The sequence below is a fragment of the Clostridium acidisoli DSM 12555 genome, from assembly GCF_900176305.1.
GTDB lineage: Bacteria > Bacillota > Clostridia > Clostridiales > Clostridiaceae > Clostridium_I > Clostridium_I acidisoli.
The window spans coordinates 316,662-335,366 of sequence record NZ_FWXH01000003.1; the positions used below are offsets into that span (position 1 = coordinate 316,662).

General features: G+C 30.2%; 20 protein-coding genes. 17 read left to right on the forward strand and 3 right to left on the reverse strand.

Going from position 1 to position 18,705, the window contains the following annotated elements:
- Window positions 1-26: 26 nt before the first annotated feature.
- The 11 genes from def (at window position 27) to B8978_RS19770 (ending at window position 9,684) form a co-directional block, all read left to right on the forward strand.
- The gene (gene def / locus B8978_RS06610) at window positions 27-476 is read left to right on the forward strand and encodes a peptide deformylase (protein WP_084114855.1); all 450 of its coding nucleotides are present in this window, start codon (window positions 27-29) and stop codon (window positions 474-476) included.
- Window positions 477-480: 4 nt separating this feature from the next.
- Entirely contained in the window at window positions 481-1,416 is a 936-nt protein-coding gene (gene fmt / locus B8978_RS06615; protein ID WP_139795991.1) for a methionyl-tRNA formyltransferase, read from the forward strand.
- A gap of 23 nt (window positions 1,417-1,439) precedes the next feature.
- Complete coding sequence (locus B8978_RS06620) at window positions 1,440-2,114, forward strand: zinc metallopeptidase (protein WP_084114856.1); 675 nt, start codon at window positions 1,440-1,442, stop codon at window positions 2,112-2,114.
- Between the two features lie 21 nt (window positions 2,115-2,135).
- Window positions 2,136-3,473, forward strand: a complete 1,338-nt coding sequence (gene rsmB / locus B8978_RS06625; protein ID WP_084114857.1) for a 16S rRNA (cytosine(967)-C(5))-methyltransferase RsmB — start codon at window positions 2,136-2,138, stop codon at window positions 3,471-3,473.
- Between the two features lies 1 nt (window position 3,474).
- On the forward strand, window positions 3,475-4,515 hold the full coding sequence (gene rlmN / locus B8978_RS06630; RefSeq protein WP_084115102.1) for a dual-specificity RNA methyltransferase RlmN: 1,041 nt from the start codon (window positions 3,475-3,477) through the stop codon (window positions 4,513-4,515).
- 1 nt (window position 4,516) lies between these two features.
- Entirely contained in the window at window positions 4,517-5,242 is a 726-nt protein-coding gene (locus tag B8978_RS06635; protein ID WP_084114858.1) for a Stp1/IreP family PP2C-type Ser/Thr phosphatase, read from the forward strand.
- Window positions 5,232-7,250 (forward strand): Stk1 family PASTA domain-containing Ser/Thr kinase, encoded by a 2,019-nt coding sequence (pknB, locus tag B8978_RS06640; RefSeq protein ID WP_242950498.1) that lies wholly within the window; start codon window positions 5,232-5,234, stop codon window positions 7,248-7,250. The genes B8978_RS06635 and pknB overlap by 11 nt, the downstream gene beginning before the upstream one ends.
- A gap of 20 nt (window positions 7,251-7,270) precedes the next feature.
- Complete coding sequence (rsgA, locus tag B8978_RS06645; protein ID WP_084114860.1) at window positions 7,271-8,137, forward strand: ribosome small subunit-dependent GTPase A; 867 nt, start codon at window positions 7,271-7,273, stop codon at window positions 8,135-8,137.
- Window positions 8,134-8,784, forward strand: coding sequence for a ribulose-phosphate 3-epimerase (rpe, locus tag B8978_RS06650; protein WP_084114861.1), 651 nt, complete (start codon window positions 8,134-8,136; stop codon window positions 8,782-8,784). The genes rsgA and rpe overlap by 4 nt, the downstream gene beginning before the upstream one ends.
- Before the next feature lie 2 nt (window positions 8,785-8,786).
- The gene (locus tag B8978_RS06655) at window positions 8,787-9,422 is read left to right on the forward strand and encodes a thiamine diphosphokinase (RefSeq protein ID WP_084114862.1); all 636 of its coding nucleotides are present in this window, start codon (window positions 8,787-8,789) and stop codon (window positions 9,420-9,422) included.
- 88 nt (window positions 9,423-9,510) lie between these two features.
- The gene (locus B8978_RS19770; protein WP_176212628.1) at window positions 9,511-9,684 is read left to right on the forward strand and encodes a hypothetical protein; all 174 of its coding nucleotides are present in this window, start codon (window positions 9,511-9,513) and stop codon (window positions 9,682-9,684) included.
- Window positions 9,685-9,818: 134 nt separating this feature from the next.
- On the opposite strand, the gene rpmB is transcribed toward B8978_RS19770, so the two are convergent.
- Window positions 9,819-10,010, reverse strand: a complete 192-nt coding sequence (gene rpmB, locus B8978_RS06660; RefSeq protein WP_084114863.1) for a 50S ribosomal protein L28 — start codon at window positions 10,008-10,010, stop codon at window positions 9,819-9,821.
- Window positions 10,011-10,202: 192 nt separating this feature from the next.
- Here rpmB and B8978_RS06665 point away from each other — a divergent pair, with 192 nt between their 5' ends.
- From B8978_RS06665 to B8978_RS06690, 6 genes are all read left to right on the forward strand, one after another.
- On the forward strand, window positions 10,203-10,547 hold the full coding sequence (locus tag B8978_RS06665) for an Asp23/Gls24 family envelope stress response protein (protein WP_084114864.1): 345 nt from the start codon (window positions 10,203-10,205) through the stop codon (window positions 10,545-10,547).
- Window positions 10,548-10,602: 55 nt separating this feature from the next.
- Complete coding sequence (locus B8978_RS06670; RefSeq protein WP_084114865.1) at window positions 10,603-12,240, forward strand: DAK2 domain-containing protein; 1,638 nt, start codon at window positions 10,603-10,605, stop codon at window positions 12,238-12,240.
- Between the two features lie 58 nt (window positions 12,241-12,298).
- Window positions 12,299-14,335 (forward strand): ATP-dependent DNA helicase RecG, encoded by a 2,037-nt coding sequence (gene recG, locus B8978_RS06675; RefSeq protein WP_084114866.1) that lies wholly within the window; start codon window positions 12,299-12,301, stop codon window positions 14,333-14,335.
- Window positions 14,336-14,420: 85 nt separating this feature from the next.
- A complete protein-coding gene (gene rsmD, locus B8978_RS06680) occupies window positions 14,421-14,981 on the forward strand; it encodes a 16S rRNA (guanine(966)-N(2))-methyltransferase RsmD (RefSeq protein WP_084114867.1) in 561 nt (186 codons plus the stop codon).
- Between the two features lies 1 nt (window position 14,982).
- Window positions 14,983-15,468, forward strand: coding sequence for a pantetheine-phosphate adenylyltransferase (gene coaD / locus B8978_RS06685; RefSeq protein WP_084114868.1), 486 nt, complete (start codon window positions 14,983-14,985; stop codon window positions 15,466-15,468).
- Between the two features lie 12 nt (window positions 15,469-15,480).
- A complete protein-coding gene (locus B8978_RS06690) occupies window positions 15,481-16,005 on the forward strand; it encodes an ATPase (RefSeq protein ID WP_084114869.1) in 525 nt (174 codons plus the stop codon).
- On the opposite strand, the gene ylbJ is transcribed toward B8978_RS06690, so the two are convergent.
- Both ylbJ and B8978_RS06700 read right to left on the reverse strand, forming a co-directional pair.
- A complete protein-coding gene (gene ylbJ / locus B8978_RS06695; protein WP_084115103.1) occupies window positions 15,989-17,095 on the reverse strand; it encodes a sporulation integral membrane protein YlbJ in 1,107 nt (368 codons plus the stop codon). The two genes, B8978_RS06690 and ylbJ, sit on opposite strands and share 17 nt — an antisense overlap.
- 181 nt (window positions 17,096-17,276) lie before the next feature.
- Window positions 17,277-18,479, reverse strand: coding sequence for a nucleotidyltransferase (locus B8978_RS06700; protein ID WP_084114870.1), 1,203 nt, complete (start codon window positions 18,477-18,479; stop codon window positions 17,277-17,279).
- Between the last annotated feature and the right edge of the window lie 226 nt (window positions 18,480-18,705).

The window sequence follows — 18,705 nt, forward strand, 5'->3', positions numbered from 1 at the left end:
TACAATTAATAGGAGGTAATTTTGAAATGGCATTAAGAAATATAAGAACTTTAGGTGACGATATACTAAGGAAAAAAAGTAAGAAGATAGAGGTTATAAATCAAAGAATTTTAACTTTAATAGAAGATATGAAAGAAACTATGTATGAAGCTCACGGAGTTGGACTTGCTGCACCACAGGTTGGTATATTAAAGAGGTTAGTAGTAATAGATGTGGGTGAAGGTCCAATAGTTTTAATAAATCCTGAAATACTTGAAACAAGTGGCTCACAATTAGATGAGGAAGGTTGCCTAAGCATTCCAGGTAGGGAAGAGGAGGTTGAAAGACCAAATTACGTTAAGGCAAAGGCATTAAATGAAAAAGGCGAGGAAATAATAATTGAGGGTGAAGAGCTACTTGCACGAGCTATGTGCCATGAAATAGATCATCTTGACGGAGTTTTATTTATAGATAAGTCAAAAAAGGGAGCTGAATAAGAATTTGAATATAGTATTTATGGGTACTCCAGATTTTTCAGTACCAGCTTTAAAAAGTATGATAGAGAATTATAATGTTCAGGCTGTTTTCACTCAGCCTGACAGACCAAAGGGCAGGGGAAAAAAATTAGCATTTTCTGCGGTGAAAGAAGTTGCAATAGAAAATAATATACCAGTTTATCAACCAAATAAAATAAAAAATGAAACTAGAATGATAGAAAAACTTAAGGAATTAGAACCTGATTTTATAATAGTTGTTGCATATGGACAAATTTTATCAAAAGAAATATTAGACATTCCCAAATATGCATGTGTAAATCTTCATGCTTCACTTTTACCCAAATTAAGAGGTTCTGCACCAATAAACTGGGCTATAATAAATGGTGAAATTGTATCAGGAAACACAACTATGATTATGGATGTTGGAATTGATACAGGAGATATGCTTTTAAAACAAGAATTTAAAATAACAGAGGATATGACGGCAGGAGATCTTCATGACATACTTATGAATAGCGGAGCAAAACTTCTTGTAGAAACTATAAATAAATATTCTAAGGGACAAATAGTTCCTGAAAAACAAAATGGTGATTTGTCAAATTATGCGCCAATGTTAAACAAGGAAACTGGAAAAATAGTTTGGAACAAAAGCAGTAAAGAAATAGAAAATTTAATAAAAGGCTTAAATCCACATCCTTTAGCATATACAACCTATAAAAATGATACAATGAAAATACACAAAGCAAAAGCTATTAGTGTAGAAGCAAAAAGAACTCCAGGAACAGTGTTAAAAGTGGATAAAGAGGGAATACTAGTTGCGTGTGGTCATGGTAATCTTCTAATAAAAGAGATTCAATTTCCAGGTAAAAAAGCTATGAAAGTTGAAGATTATCTAAGAGGAAACAGTATAGAGTTAGAAACAATACTTGGATTAGATTAAAATAATAAAAGGATGGTGTTAGAATGTTTTTTGATAGATCCTTTGTTTTGTTAATTCCAGCTATAATTATATCATTTTGGGCACAGAGTAAGATAAGCAGTACCTTTGATAAATATTCTAGAATTAGAAATACAAAGGGTTATACAGGTGCTGATGTTGCAAGAATAATTCTAGATGCAAATGGTTTGAATTATGTTCCAATAGAAGTGATTCCTGGAAAGCTAACTGATCATTATGATCCAAGAAACAAGGTAATGAGGTTATCGCCAGATGTTTTTCATAGTAATTCAGTTGCAGCCATAGGTGTTGCAGCACATGAGTCAGGTCATGCAATTCAACATAAAGAACACTATTCTCCTCTAGAAATTAGGAACTTTATTGTTCCTGCTGTAAATTTTAGTTCTAATGCTTCATGGATAATATTAATACTGGGTATGTTTTTAGGCAGTCCTTATATTATTAGATTTGGGATAATTTTATTTGTTGCTGTTGTGATTTTTCAGCTCATAACTTTGCCAGTAGAATTTGATGCATCAAAAAGAGCTATAAGAATTTTAGAAAATAGAAATATATTATATGCTGAGGAACTTAAAGGAGCTAAAGAAGTTTTAGATGCAGCAGCAATGACGTATGTAGCAGCGGCATTAATGGCAATTTCCCAGCTGATAAGATTAATTGGTATAAGTAGAAGAGAATAAAATCGAAATTGAGGTAAGTTAATGAAAAAAAGTAGAGAAATAGCTTTAACGGTATTAGATGGGGTTACTGGTGGTAAAGAGGCATATTCAAATATATTATTAAATAGGTGCATAAGCGAATCTAATTTAAATGAAAAAGACAGAGGACTTGTAACAGAAATAGTTTATGGAACTTTAAAGTATAAATATACTATTGATAAGATATTGGCATATTTTATAAAAAAAGATTTTAAAAAATTAGACCTTTCAGTACTTAATATGATTAGAATTTCTATATATCAAATAAAATATTTAGATAAGATACCTGAATTTGCAGCAGTAAATGAAGCTGTAGATATAATAAAAAAATCAAACGGGGTTGGTGCTTCAAAATTTGTAAATGGTGTTCTAAGAAATTATTTGAGAAATAAGGATGTTAATTTTGTTAAAGACAATGAAATGGAAAAACTTTGTTTTGAATATTCTTTTGAGCCATGGATGTCAAAACTTTTCATAAAGCAATATGGAAAAGAAAGAGCAATTGATATTATGAGGGGAAGTAATGAAGTTCCATCAATATCTTTTAGGACTAATGTAATTAGGACGAATACAGAACAGGTTCTAAAAAAACTTAAAGAAGCCGAATTTATGGCTGAAAAAGGATATATTGCTAGTGAGGCTGTTACTATAATAAAAGGTAAAAACATTGAGGACAATAAGTTGTTTAATGAAGGTTACATAACTGTGCAGGATGAAAGTGCAATGCTTGTAGCATCTTCCATGGAACTTGAAGAAGATATGAAAGTTTTTGATATGTGTAGCGCACCAGGTGGAAAAACAACACACATTTCTGAAATAATGAATAATACAGGCGAAGTTAAAGCTTTTGACATTCATAGAAACAAACTAAAACTTATAGAAAATAGTGCTAAAAGGATTGGGTTAAGCAATATAACTCTAACTGAGCTTGATAGTAGTAATTTTAAAGAAGAATACGAGGAAACAGCAGATAGAGTATTAATAGATGTACCATGCTCAGGTCTTGGAATAATAAGAAAGAAACCAGAAATTAAATGGAATAAAACTTCAAAAGATTTAAGAAGTTTAATTAATATTCAGAAAAAAATAATGGAAGCTGCATGCAGATATGTTAAAGTAAATGGTATTTTAATGTATTCAACTTGTACCCTTAATAAAGAAGAAAATGAAGAAAATATAAAGTGGTTTTTAAGTACGCATAAGGAATTTATAGTCGAAACATTATGTTTTGATGAAAAAGATAATATAATGTATAATGAAAATGGATCCGTTACAATATTACCTAATAAGTATATGGATGGATTTTTTATATGTAAGCTTAGAAAACTTGGTAGGTGTTAATGTGATTAATATACTAGATTATAGTTTAGAAGAACTTAAATCTTGGATGAGTGAAAATGGAGAAAAAGAATTTAGAGCAAAACAGGTATTTGACTGGATATACAAGGAAGTATTTGTTTTTGACAATATGAACAATATTCCTAAAGGTATCAAGGAAAAACTTAACGCAGCTTTTTATGTAGGAATACCAGAATTAATTAAAGTATATAATTCTATTGACAGTCATACAAAAAAGTTTTTATTTAAATACAATGATGGAAGCATTATAGAATGTGTTGAAATGGAATATGATTATGGAAATTCAATTTGCGTATCAACTCAAGTTGGTTGCAAAATGGGATGTAAATTTTGTGCTTCTACAATTGGAGGAATGTTAAGAAATTTAACATCTGGTGAAATTTTAGCACAAATAATAAAAGTACAAAATATTGTTAAAAAAAGAATTTCTAATGTTGTTTTAATGGGTAGTGGGGAGCCACTAGATAATTATGACAACGTAATAAAGTTTCTTGAAATTTCAAATGCCGAATATGGGCTAAATATAGGCCAAAGACATATCACACTTTCAACTTGTGGAATAGTACCTAAAATATATGAATTAGCAGAGTTAAAGCTTCAGATAACACTTGCAATCTCTCTTCATGCACCGACGGATAATGAGAGAAAAGAAATTATGCCAATAGCAAATAAATATAGTATTAAGGAACTTATGGATGCTTGTAATTATTATATAGAAAAAACAGGTAAGAGAATTACTTTTGAATATGCACTTGTTAAAGATGTTAATGATAATGAGAAAAACGCAAATGAGCTAGGTAGATTGGTGAAAAATTTATTGTGTCACGTAAATATAATACCTGTTAATAATGTAACCGAAAATAATTTTCAAAAACCTTCAAATAAAAGATTAGATGATTTTAGTAATATTTTGAATTCTTTCGGTATAAATAACACTGTGAGAAAAGAAATGGGTAGTGATATAAATGCTGCTTGTGGTCAACTTAGGAAGAGCTATATAAATAGTTTAGAAGAGGGGTGTTAGCATGGTTGGAATTTTATCTGACATTGGCCTTGTTAGAAAACTTAACGAAGATTCTGTAGGTTTAATTGAGGATGATAAAAAAAGACTATACATTGTGGCAGATGGAATGGGAGGACATAATGCTGGGGAAATTGCTAGTAAGATTGCTGTAGAATCTACAATTGATTATGTAAACAAAGAAAAAGAATTTAACAATCCTGGAGAGATTTTAACTGAGGCAATAAAATTTGCAAATGAAAAAATCTTTGAAAAATCTGAAGAGAATCTAGCCATGTCAGGTATGGGAACAACAATAACAGCGTGTCTTATTTGTAATAAAGAAATGCTTGTTGCTAATGTTGGAGATAGTAGTTGTTTTGTTGTTAAAAAGGATTTTATAGAGAAAGTTACAAAGGATCATTCTCTAGTTCAGCAATTAGTTGATGCAGGCACTATAACAGAAGAAGAGGCAATTAATCATCCTAATAAAAACATAATAACAAGGGCCTTAGGAACTAACAATTCAGTAGAGGTAGATATTTTTAAATTAAATTTAGAAGATATTAAGAAAGTTGTATTGTGTAGTGACGGCTTAAGTAACTCAGTAACGAAAAGTGAAATATATGATATTGCAACTAAAAATAATAATAAAGAAGCCTGCGAGAAGCTTATTGAGTTAAGCAAATTGAAAGGCAGCAATGATAACATATCGGTTATCATTTTTGAAGGGAAGTGTAATGATGATTGAAGTAGGAACTATGCTTAACAATAGATACGAAATTCTTGAAAAAATTGGAGAGGGCGGCAGTGCCATGGTTTACAAGGCAAAATGTCACATTCTCAATAGATTTGTAGCAGTAAAAGTACTAAAGGACGAGTTCTCTTCAGATGCTGAATTTGTTGAAAAATTTAAAAAAGAAGCCTATGCAGCAGCAAGCTTTTCGGATAATAATATCGTAAACATATATGATATTGGAACAGAGGGTAATGTAAACTATATTATTCAAGAGTTTATAGATGGAAAAACTCTTAAACAAATTATTAATGAAAATGGCAGATTAGAATATAAGGATGCAGTAAGTAAATGTAGACAAATTGCTAGTGCGTTAACTTGTGCCCATAGAAATAATATTATACATAGAGATATAAAACCACACAATATATTAGTTACAAAAGAAGGGGTATTGAAGGTTGCTGATTTTGGTATAGCAAAAGCCACAGATTCTGTTACTATAACGAGTACAGACAAAGTTATGGGATCAGCACATTATATTTCTCCAGAACAGGCAAAAGGAATTTACGTAGATGCAAGAACAGATATTTATTCGTTAGGAATAGTTTTGTATGAAATGTTAACGGGTAAAGTACCCTTTGATGGAGAAACACCAGTAGCTGTAGCTTTAAAACATATTCAGGAACCACCAGTACCACCAAGAAATTTAAATCCAGAGGTTCCAATGGCATTAAACAATATTGTATTAAAAGCTATTGCAAAGGAACCATATAAAAGATTTCAAACTGCTAAAGAGTTTATTGAAGGTTTGGACGATTTTAGTAATAATCTGAACGTTGAAAAAAAATCTGTGCAGGATGAATTTACAAGAATAATGGATCCAATAGATGAAACAACCTTGTTTAGAGAAAATGAAATAAATGATATTAATAATGCTGTTAAACCTAAAAATGCTGAAGTAGATGATTTAGAATCGGATGATGAAGCTGATAAGGCTTCAAAAGAACCAAGAAGTAAGAAAAATTCATTGTCAAAACAAAAGAAAACACTAATAGCAGTAATACTTGCAATTATTGTAGTTGGAGCAATAGGAGTTATTGCTTATACCTCAGCTCTTGGTAATAGCCCTAGTTCTACAAGTAAAACAACTGTGGCAGTACCAAATATAGTTGGCATGCAGCAAGCAGATGCTAAAAAACTTATTGAATCAAAAGGACTTAAGTTTACTGTTGCAGAAACTAAAAACAGTGATAAGGCAAAGGGATCTGTAATTGAAAGTTTTCCAAGCGCTGGCAGTAATGTGGCTAGTGGGAGTGAGGTAAGGGTTAACATAAGTGCAGGACCAGATCAACCGACAGTTCCAACACTTGAAGGAATGGATTTAGATAGTGCAAAACAAGCAATACAAGCAGCTGGATTTAAAGTTGGTACAGTAACACAGCAAAGTAGCGATTCAGTACAAAATGGATATGTAATAGATCAGGATCCAAAAGATGGTTCAGCAGCAGACAAAGATAGTGTTATTAATTTAATAGTAAGTACTGGACCTAAGATAAAGATGTCCACAGTACCAGATGTTTCTACCAAGGATAAGGATGCGGCAGCTGCAGCAATCAGTGCAGCAGGTCTTAATCCAAGTATATCTTACGTTCAAACGCAAGATAACACTCTTAATAACAAGGTACAATCTCAGGACCCACAAGCAGGAAGTAAAATAAAACAAGGGTCAGTAGTAACTATTACGGTTTACCAATATGTGGATAATACGGTTACTGTGCCAAGTGTTGTTGGGATGACACAAAGTGATGCACAAAGTGCATTGTCACAGGCACAAGTTTCTATGAGCGTTGGTGGAACAAAAACTACTAATGACAGTACACAGGATGGTAAAGTTGCTTCTCAAGATAAAACTGGTAAGCAGCAAAAAGGGACTACAGTAACTGTTACAATTTATAAATATGTTCCACCTGCAGGCAACAATACAAACAATACAAACAATACAAATAATACAGTATCAAAATAGATGTTCTAAAGGGAGGGCCAATGCAAGGAATAATTGTTAAAGGCATTGCAGGATTTTATTACGTAAAAGTAGACGAAGATATATATGAATGTAAAGCAAGGGGAAAGTTCAGACATAATGAACTTTCCCCATTAGTAGGTGATAAAGTAGAGTTTGATGTCCAAAATGGGAAAGGTTTTATTATGGATATTTTACCTAGGAGTTGCAGTCTTATAAGACCAGCAATAGCAAATGTAACACAAGCTATTATAGTTTTTGCTGTAAAAAATCCTGATTTTAGCACAGATCTTTTAAATAAATTTTTAATTCAATGTGAAGCTAAGGGATTGAAGGTTATAATTTGTTTCAATAAAATTGATTTGGTTTCAAAAGAAGAACTTGAAGAAAAAATAGCCTTTGTAAATAGTATTGGTTATAAAGTGATATGTTCAAGGGCAAAACAAGGTGAAGGTATTGAAGAAATTAAAGAACAACTGCATAACAATATAACAGTATTATGTGGACCTTCAGGTGTAGGAAAATCTACAATTTTAAATAGTATTTTAGGTAGAAACGCAATGGAAACTGGAGATATAAGTGAGAGACTAAAGAGAGGAAAGCATACAACAAGGCATTGTGAACTTATAGAAATTAAAGGTGGATATATAGCAGATTCGCCTGGGTTTTCATCACTTGATATTTCTGATATAAAAAAGGAAGATTTACAAAATTGTTTTCCTGAGTTTAATGAATATAAAAATGATTGTAGGTTCTCTACTTGTATGCATAATAAAGAGCCTGGGTGCGCAGTAAAAGAAGCTGTGCTAAAGGACGAAATAAACAAAAATAGATACGATTTTTATGTAAAAACTTTAGAAGAAATACAAAACAGGAGGGAATGGAAATGATAAAATTAGCACCGTCTATATTGTCCGCTGATTTTGCAAGACTTGGAGAGGAGATTAAGTCTCTTGAAAAACATGGAGTAGACATGGTTCATATTGATGTAATGGATGGAAACTTTGTACCTAACATATCTTTTGGAATACCTGTGATTAAGGCAATAAGAAATTTAACAAAATTAACTTTTGATGTACATCTTATGATTGATACTCCTTCAAGATATGTAAAGGATTTTGCAGATGCTGGAGCAGATATTATAACTATTCATTATGAAAGTGAAGTTCATCTAGACAGAGCAATAAAATATATAAAGAGTTTAGGAAAAAAAGTTGGGGTTGCTATAAATCCATCAACTAAAGTAAGTGTGCTTGAATATTTGGTAAGTGAAGTTGATATGATATTGGTAATGTCAGTTAATCCTGGCTTTGGGGGACAAAGTTTTATAGCTTATAGTTTAGATAAGATAACGGAAGTAAAGGAACTTTCAAAAAAACATAATAAGGATATAATGATCGAAGTTGATGGCGGTATTGATAAAAGTAATGTTAAAAGTGTAATTAATGCTGGGGCTAATGTTATAGTGGCAGGTTCAGCAGTATTTAGAGACGGAAAAATAAAAGAAAATATAAGCTTATTAAAAGAAGGCTTTTAAATATGAGAGTATTAATTGTTTCGGGTGGTAAACAACCTAAGGAAGCTACAATAAAAAAATATATAGATAAGGACACATACATAATAAGTGCAGATAGTGGTTCTGATGCTCTATATAAACATAACATTATGCCAAATTTAATTTTGGGAGATTTTGATTCAATTAGTGACGAGGTTCTGAAATATTATGAAGAAAAAAATTGTAAAATAAATAGATTTAAGGCGGAAAAAGACTTCACAGATACAGAAGCTGCAGTATTAGAGGCCATAAAACTTAAACCTAAGGAATTAGTTTTACTTGGGGCTACCGGAACTAGATTAGACCATACGTTAGCTAATTTGGGTCTCCTATATAAATGTAAAAAGGCTAGAATAGAGGCAGTTATAGTTGATGAAAATAACAAGGTATCTATACATAGTGAAAGCTTTGAATTTAATGAAAAAGAGGGACAGACATTTTCTCTACAAGCATTTGGAGAAAATGTAAGAAACCTATCAATAAATGGAGCAAAATATCCATTACATAATTACGACTTATCATTTGGAGATCCGAGAACGGTATCAAATGAATGTACAAAAAATCCAGTGAAAATAACCTTTGATAGTGGAATAATATTGCTTATTAAATCAAATGATTAAATAAAAATCATTATTAATTTTATAACTATGTGCTTAAAAAAAAACATTAAGCATATAATGTTATTGGATTAATAATGGGGGTAATAAAGTGACAAAGAAAATAAAAAAAGGCTCAAAATTTTTTTGGGGAATAACAGTTGCCTCTATTGGTATTGGTATTGTTCTAGTTTTTATTGTTCCCATTTGGGGATGGATTATGGCAGTTGGTGCAGGACTTATTTTTTGGGGATGGCATTTAATTGAACATTCAAAAGGCCGCTAGGAGGGATTTTATGAAGATTGTTGCATTTAAACTTCCAAGATTTTTATCTTCAATAATTAGATTTTTTACTAAAAAATAAATATCTAAGTAAAAAAATAAAAAATGCAATTGTTCATACAACTGCATTTTTTATCTTATATAGCTCTTTGCACTTTGCCTGAACGTAGGCATCTAGTACATACATGTATTGTTTTTGGTGTACCAGAAACAATAGCTTTTACCTTTTTTATATTAGGAAGCCAAGTTCTTTTTGACTGACGGTGTGAGTGACTATATTGAACTCCAGCAACCAATCCTTTTTCGCATACATCGCATTTTCTTGACATTGAAAACACCTCCTTAAAACGAAGTATTAACTTCACAATTAGCACAAATAATATTTTATCATAGAATGTGTCAAGTATGCAAGTAAAAAATGTAGATATGACTAAATATGATGATTAGCTTAAATTCCTTGAATTATTTATAAATATAATATAAAATGTTCTTAAGGTAAAAGAATGAGGAGGCGTTAGAAAATGGGTATATCCAATGAAAATGGGTCCATTAACTATTCGGTTGATGTTCTTGCAAATATTGTAGGCATTTCTACTATGGAATGTTATGGTGTAGTAGGCATGGCATCTAAAAATGCTAGTGAAGGTTTTTGGGAATTAATAAAAGGTGAGAATCTAAGTAAAGGTGTAAAAATAAATTCGAAAGATGATGATCTTAACATAGAATTATACATTATAGTAGAGTATGGAACAAAAATTTCGGTAATAGCAAATAACATAATACAAAAGGTAAAATATAATGTAGAAAATTATACAGGACTCAAAGCTAGAAGCATTACAGTTAATGTGCAGGGAGTTAGAGTCTAATTAGGTTTAACAATGAACGACTGTTCATGACCTAAAGAAAGCAGGAGGTAAAGAATTGGAACACTTAAATATAGATGGTCGTAGATTTTATAATATGGTAGTTAATGCTTGTAATGAATTAGAGGAAAAAAAGAATTTTGTAAATTCGTTGAATGTTTTTCCTGTTCCAGATGGTGACACTGGTACAAATATGTCTATGACTTTTAGAGGTGCGGTATCCCAAATTTCAGGTATGCAAGATTTATCTATTGGTGATATTTCAAAAAAATTATCTAAAGGTGCACTTATGAGTGCAAGAGGAAATTCAGGAGTTATACTTTCACAAATATTAAGAGGTATAGCTAAGGGGCTTGAAAACTTAGATACTGCAGATGCAAGTGAAGTTTCAAACTGCCTTGTAGAAGGCAGTAAAGCAGCATATAAAGCAGTAATGAGACCAACTGAAGGAACTATACTTACAATAATAAAGGCAGCTGGAGATAAGGCAGCTAGCAGCACAGAAGAAGACATTGTTAAATTAATGGAAGAAGTTTGTGCTTATAGTGAAGAGGTTTTAGATAAAACACCAGAAATGCTTCCAGTATTAAAAAAAGCAAAAGTTGTTGATGCAGGTGGAACTGGACTTTTAATCATACTTAAGGGAATGACAGAAGCTTTAAAAAACGATATGGATATAGAATTAACTGATAAGGTAGAAGATAAGCAAACTAGTACTGTACATGATGGTACTGATGATGCAGATATAAAATTTGGTTATTGTACGGAATTTTTTATAAAAGCAAAAGTAGATGACATATCTAACTTTAAAAATGATTTAGCTAAGATTGGCGATTCAATGATTGTAGTAAATGTTGATGATATAGTAAAAGTGCATATACACACAAATGATCCGGGAGTTGTACTTTCTAAAGCGTTAAAATTAGGAGAACTTTCTAAAATAAAAATTGATAATATGAGAGAACAACATAGACATATTTTAGAAAATGAATATCCAATAGAAGAGCAAGTTAATAAGGAAATAGAAACTGAAGAACATAAAAAGTATGCATTTGTGTCTGTGGCAGCTGGAGAAGGTCTTGTTCAAATATTTAAAGATTTAGGTTCTGATTGTGTAATAGAAGGTGGCCAGACCATGAATCCAAGTACACAAGACATATTAAGTGCTGTAAATAAATTAGAAGCAGACAACATATATGTTCTTCCAAATAATAAAAATATAATAATGTCAGCTAATCAAGCGGCAGAACTTTCTGAAAAAAATGTCATTGTAATTCCAACTAAGACTATACCTCAAGGAATCACATGTTTGACAGAATTTAATGTAAATGATGAAGAAAAGGCTAATACTAAAAATATGTTAGAATCAATAGATAAGGTTTCTAGTGGTTCAGTAACCTATGCTGTAAGAGATACTGAAATGGATGGAGTACAGATAAAAGCTGGGGACATACTAGGGCTAATAGAAGGAAAAATATCTAAAGTTGGAGAAAATCCTTATGAAATATGTTATGATTTAATAAAAGAAATGGTTAACGATGAAAGTGAACTTATATCCATTTATTATGGTGAAGGATTAAACGAAGAAGAAGTTAATTCCTTAACTAAGAGATTAGAGAGCGAATATGAGGATTTTGATGTTCAAAGTAATTGTGGTAAACAACCTTTGTATTCTTTTATAGTTTCAGTAGAATAAAAAAAGCCTTAGGGCTTTTTTTATTTATATGGCTAAAATTAATTATTGGAGTGAGTCTATGGATATATATAGTGATGTAAGTGTAATAAAAGGTGTTGGGGAAAAGTCTAGAGAACTATTAAGAAAATGTGGGATTTTTTCAGTTATTGATTTAATTCTGTATTTTCCAAGAGATTATGATGAAGTTTTATGTTCCAGTAATATAAAAGAATTTGATAAAGGTGAAAAGGTTATTATAAGGAGTAGATTTATTAAGAATGAAGGAAGTTTTAGAAGTAGAAATGGAAAGGTTATAACGAAGCTTTTATTTACTGATGGAAATAATTTATTTAGAGGTACGTGGTTTAATATGCCATATATATTTAAAAACTTTAAACCTGACATGGAATATGTTATTATGGGTAAAATAAATATAGTTAAAGGTGAGTTTAGCATAGATTCCCCTATAGTAGTTAATGATGAAAAGATGGGTGATAATAAATTATTGCCACTATATCCACTTAAAGAAACTCTTAAAAATACATATCTAATTAAGCTTATTAATAATGTACTAAGTCAAATTAACATTGAAGAAAATTTGCCTAAGTGGGTAATAGAAAGAAATAAATTTTGTTCTCTTGATAAGGCAATAAGATGTATCCATAATCCTAAGGATATTGTGGAATTAAATGAAGCAAGAAGACGTTTGAAATTTCAAGAACTATTTACATATTCACTTAAGGTTCTTATACTTAGGGATTATGTAAACATGGGGAAAAAGGGCATTGCGTACAAGATTGCACCAGAACTTACAAAACTAAAAGAAAAATTGCCGTATGATTTAACAAATGCTCAAAACAGGACTATAAGAGAAATTTTAATTGATGAGAAAAAACCGATAGCAATGAACAGATTGGTTCAAGGTGATGTAGGATGTGGAAAAACTATCGTTGCATTAATAGCAATGTTTAATGTAGTTAAAAATGGATATCAAGCAGTGCTGCTAGCTCCAACAGAAATTCTTGCAAATCAACATTTTGAAGAAGCTAAAAAACTTTTAAATGAATTTGGTATAAATATAGGAATTTTAACTGGAAGTTTAACTCAAAAGAAAAAAGATAACATTAAAACTGAATTAGCAGAAGGAAATATCGATATAATAATTGGAACACATGCACTTTTAGAAGATAATGTTGGGTTTAAAAATCTAGGAATGGTTGTTACAGATGAACAACATAGGTTTGGAGTTATGCAAAGAAGCAAGCTTTTTAACAAGGGCAATAATGTAGATATTCTTGTTATGACGGCTACACCAATTCCAAGAACACTAGGACTATATTTGTATGGGGATCTTGATGTGTCAATAATCGATGAACTACCACCTACAAGAAAAAAGGTAGATACTCATTTTACAGATATGAAAGAAAGTCATAAGGTTTATGAGTTCATACTTAAAGAAATTGAAAGTGGAAGGCAGGCATACGTTGTGTGTCCACTTGTAGAGGAAAATGAAAAACTTCAATTAAATTCAGTAAGTAAACTAGTGGATGAACTTAGAAGTAAATATTTTGAGAAAAATACTGTGGAAATGATACATGGAAAAATGAAAGCTAAAGATAAAGAGGCAATAATGTTAAAGTTTAAAAACGGAGACATAGATGTACTTGTTTCAACTACTGTAATTGAGGTTGGAGTAAATGTCCCCAATGCCACGGTAATGGTAGTTGAGAATGCAGAAAGGTTTGGACTATCACAACTTCATCAGTTACGCGGAAGGGTTGGAAGGGGTGAACATAAGTCGTATTGCTTTTTGATAGCACAAATAAAGAGCAAGACGGTTAAACATAGGTTAGAAGTAATGCAAAAGAGCAATGACGGTTTTTATATTGCAGAAGAGGATTTAAAAATTAGAGGTAGTGGAGAAATGTTTGGATTTAGGCAACATGGTGATAGTGGACTTATCTTATCAGATCCATTAGAAGATTCAAGCATTCTTAAAGAGGCAAATAATCAGGCTAAAGCTTTAATAAAAAGTAATGATGAAAAAGATATTATAGTTAAAAATCAGATGTTAAAAAAATTAGAGAGTACATCTAAATATATCTGCTTTAACTAAATATGGTAAAAGCCAAAAAGTTTTGTATATAGTATAAGTCTATGCTACAATATTAAGGAAACAAAAGTCAAAGGGAGGAAAAAATATGAGAATAATTGCAGGTCTTGCAAAGGGAAGAAAATTGTTGTCACCAGAAGGTTTTGACACAACAAGACCTACTTTAGATAGAGTAAAAGAAGCAATATTTAACATAATTCAAGAAAGTGTTCCATATTCAGTTGCGTTGGATGTATTTGCAGGAACAGGAAGTTTGGGACTTGAAGCTGTGAGTAGGGGAGCAAAACAATGTTATTTAGTAGATAAAAGTCCAGTAACATTTCCACTCTTAAAGAAAAATGTAGAAAATTTAAATTTTACAGACAAATGTGAATGCCTTAATATGGACTCATACAAGGCTTTAGAGCACCTAGATAAAAAAGGAATAATATTTGATTTGATATTTATAGATCCACCATATAGAAAAAATATGATTCCACCAGCTATTGAGTACATATCAAATAGTAATTTGTTGGATAAAGGTGGTTTAATAGTAACAAAAATTGATTCGCTAGAAGAAATTTATGAAGGAAATGAAAAAATAACTTTAATTAATCATAGAAAATACGGAAAAACGATTATTTGTTTTTATAGATATAGGGAGGATTAAAATGAAAACAGCAATATATCCAGGAAGTTTTGATCCTATAACAAATGGTCATTTAGATGTAATAAAGAGATCAGCAAAAGTTTTTGATGAAGTTATTGTTTTAGTTCTAGTAAATCCAAATAAAAAGGGTTTATTTGACATAGACGAAAGAGTTAAATTAATTGAAAAGGTAATAGGTTCTCTTAAAAATGTTAAAGTACAAAGTTACAAAGGGCTTCTAGTTAATTTTATGAGAGAACAAAAAGCAAGAGTAATAATAAAAGGCTTAAGGGCTATATCGGATTTTGAATATGAATTTCAAATGGCATTAATGAACAATAAATTAGATCCTAATGTAGAAACATTTTTTATGATGACAAGGGCAGAGTATTCCTATTTAAGTTCATCATCTGTTAGACAAGTGGCAGAATTTGGAGGATGTATTGAGGGCTTAGTTCCAGATGAAATAATTAATGAGGTATTGTCAAAATCAAAAACCTTTAAATAAGGAGAGATAAGTATGAATGTTATGAAGCTTTTAGAATATTTAGAAGAAATAGTTGATACCTCTTCGAAGGTACCTGTTACTGGTAAAGTATTGGTAAGCAAAAAGGAAATTATAAAAACTATAGATGAGATAATTAATCAATTACCAGATGAATTTAAGAAGGCACAATGGATATTGAATGAAAAAGATAAGATAATAAGTGATGCACTTAAAGAAGCTGAAAAGATAAGACAAAAAAATGAACAGCAGATAATGAGAGATATAGAGGGGCATAATATAACAAAAGAAGCAAAAATGCAGGCGGACAGAATAATCTTAGAAGCTGAAAAAACCGCAAGAGAAATTAAAATTGCATCAAGGGAATATGCTTCTAATGTACTTTCTGGTCTTGATAAAGAGGTTAAAGAAAGTAGCCAAATTATGCTAGCTAATATAAAAAATGAAATGGAAAAGTTTCTTGAAGGATATCAAGAAAAAGTTTGTGACGTTGGTATTGTTATAAAAGAAAACATTAAAGAACTTAAAAAGACTCAATAAGTTTAATAATTTTGTATATTACAAATGGACAAACAAATAAAAATATTATAAATACAAAATTAATATTTAATGGTGTATATGATTTTGAACTTATAGTTAAGATAGTAAAATGGCTGTAAAAAGTATACAAAATGAATGTAGTTGCAGCACAAACTAGACCTTGAATGGCTTTTCTAAAAAGATATGGAATCATTTTAAATTTATCCTTATATGTAAAAGCATACACCTGTGACATTACGCATAAGCCTCCAAAGGAAGTAAAAAAGCTGAATAACATTAATTTTAATAAGATATCTATTGTTGACAAATGGACTATATTACATCCATTTGTCATTTCTATTACACCTATAATTGTGGAGCCTATTATCTTATTTTGCTTAATTAATTGGGAAAAAAAGGCCGAATCTAATCTGCTTAAAATTACCGAAAACATTATGATAAAACCACCAACTAAGCTGCAAGATGAAATTGAATTTTCTACACTTTTTTTTATGCTTTCACCTAAGTTGATTTTTTTCATATTAACAGGAAATATATTTTTATGAGTAAATTGATTTTTTGTGGGCTGTATCAGAAAACTCATAATTATACAAGAAATATAATTTGAAGCAAGTAGTAAATAGCCATAAGTAGGAGAATTTAGCATAGAACTTCCAATGGTGCCGACTATAAATAAGGGGCTACAGTTGCTTGCAATGTTTAGAAGCCTTTCAGCTGTACTAAAGTCAATTTGCTTGTCTTCATACAGATCTGCACAATATTTACCGCCAAGTGGATAGCCGCATAAGGCGCTTATTATAATAACTATACTACAATTTTTTGGAAGCCTCATTATACCGCATAAAATTCCGCCAAAAATTTTTGCATATATGTATACACCACCATAATCTACAATTATATTTGTAAGTACAACGAATGGAAACATAGTTGGAAAAACCTTGTACATAAAAAGTTTAGCTCCAGATAGAGAACTGTTTATGCATTCTTTAGGGTTTAAAATTAATGATATGATTAAAACAGAACACATTATTGTAATAAATATATTTAATTTATTTTTTTTAAACAAATTAGTTAAAAACAGTAAACTCATAGAAAAAGTAATAAAAAAGAATACAAATATATTAATATTCAAGTCTATACCACTGTTAAAACATTACAAAATTTTATGAATTTGCATAATACTCTGTTAATGTTTTGACATATTCCTTTCCTTATTTATTGGCACCTCTTTTCTATATATAATAAAAATATATTAAAAAAATTACATATATTTATAAGTAAATAGGACTTATTAAATAATCTGACATTGGTCTTACATTTTTATTTAGTATGCTATACGCATTAGTAGCTTGAATGTCAAGTTTTAAGCATTCATATAACAACTCTTTTTTTGGAAGTTTTGAATAAATTGGAATATTAGAACTGTTTTTTATAAGCTTAAGCATTTCTCGTCCTCTGTCATTAAAACCTAAAATTCGTGCATATGGACATGGTTTTTTTCTAAGCAATTCCGTATTGTAATTTTCAAAACCAATAAAGTATTGACATAAAATTCTACTGATTCTAGTGTAAGAATATCGTTTGCTTTTTACTTTAAGAATAAGTTCGTTTATGTTGTTAGAAGAAATTATGCAATCATATATTTTGTTATGAAGACCTTCACTTGCATCCGGTATATTGTCAATATGATTTTCAGAAGATAGACATTTATATTTTAAATATTGAAATAAATTTTCCTTAAAAACAAAATTGTAATTTGCATTATGTAATTTTAATAATTCTTCATAGGTTGAGTTAGGCATAAAGCTTGCAAGCGAAGATAAATCTGTATTAAACATGAGATTTTTTCTTATTGCAGTAGCACTAGGAAAATTAGAAGTTATATTCTCATTGTTGTAATCGTCACCAATTCTTTTAACAGTAATTGGATTTATAGAACTATGTAACTTTATAAGGCTTTTACAATATTCGATTCCTAAAATATTGTTTGAATTTGTTAATAAATTATCAATATTTTTAGGAAACAATTGGGACAAGGCATTATTTCTTGCGGTATAATATGGAAGCCCTAAATTGATATAAGTTTTTAATTTGATTTTATATTCATCAGGTTCTTTTGTTAATATTTCAGCTAAAGTGTATAGGTCTTGGATATTTCCGTTTTCACTTCCAAAGCTTAAATTATTAACTATATTTAAGCTATTTAAAAGGCTTACAGCGCCAAAGGCAAAAAATTCTGCGGAAGAAACAGCATAAATTGATGGTAGTTCTAAAACTAAGTCTATACCATTTAATAGGGCTATTTTAGCGCGTTCCCATTTATCAATAATACTTGGCTCGCCTCTTTGAACAAAATTGCCACTCATTACACATATAGTTCCATCGGAATTTGAAGATTTTTTTGTTTCATCTATATGGTAAATATGCCCATTGTGCATTGGATTGTATTCTGCTATTATTGCAGAAATTTTCATGTAATCACCTGCTTAAAGTTTATAATATAATTTTAATTTTACTAAATGAATGGAATATTCACAATAGATAAGAGGAAATCTTATATACATATGCTTAAATTATTTAAAAATGAAAATTATAAAATTGAATTGTTAGAAATTTTTAAATATATCGAATATGAGTTTATTTTTAGTTTTTTATTGAAATAGATTAAAAAAAAGAGTTATATTTATAGTGTAAAATATA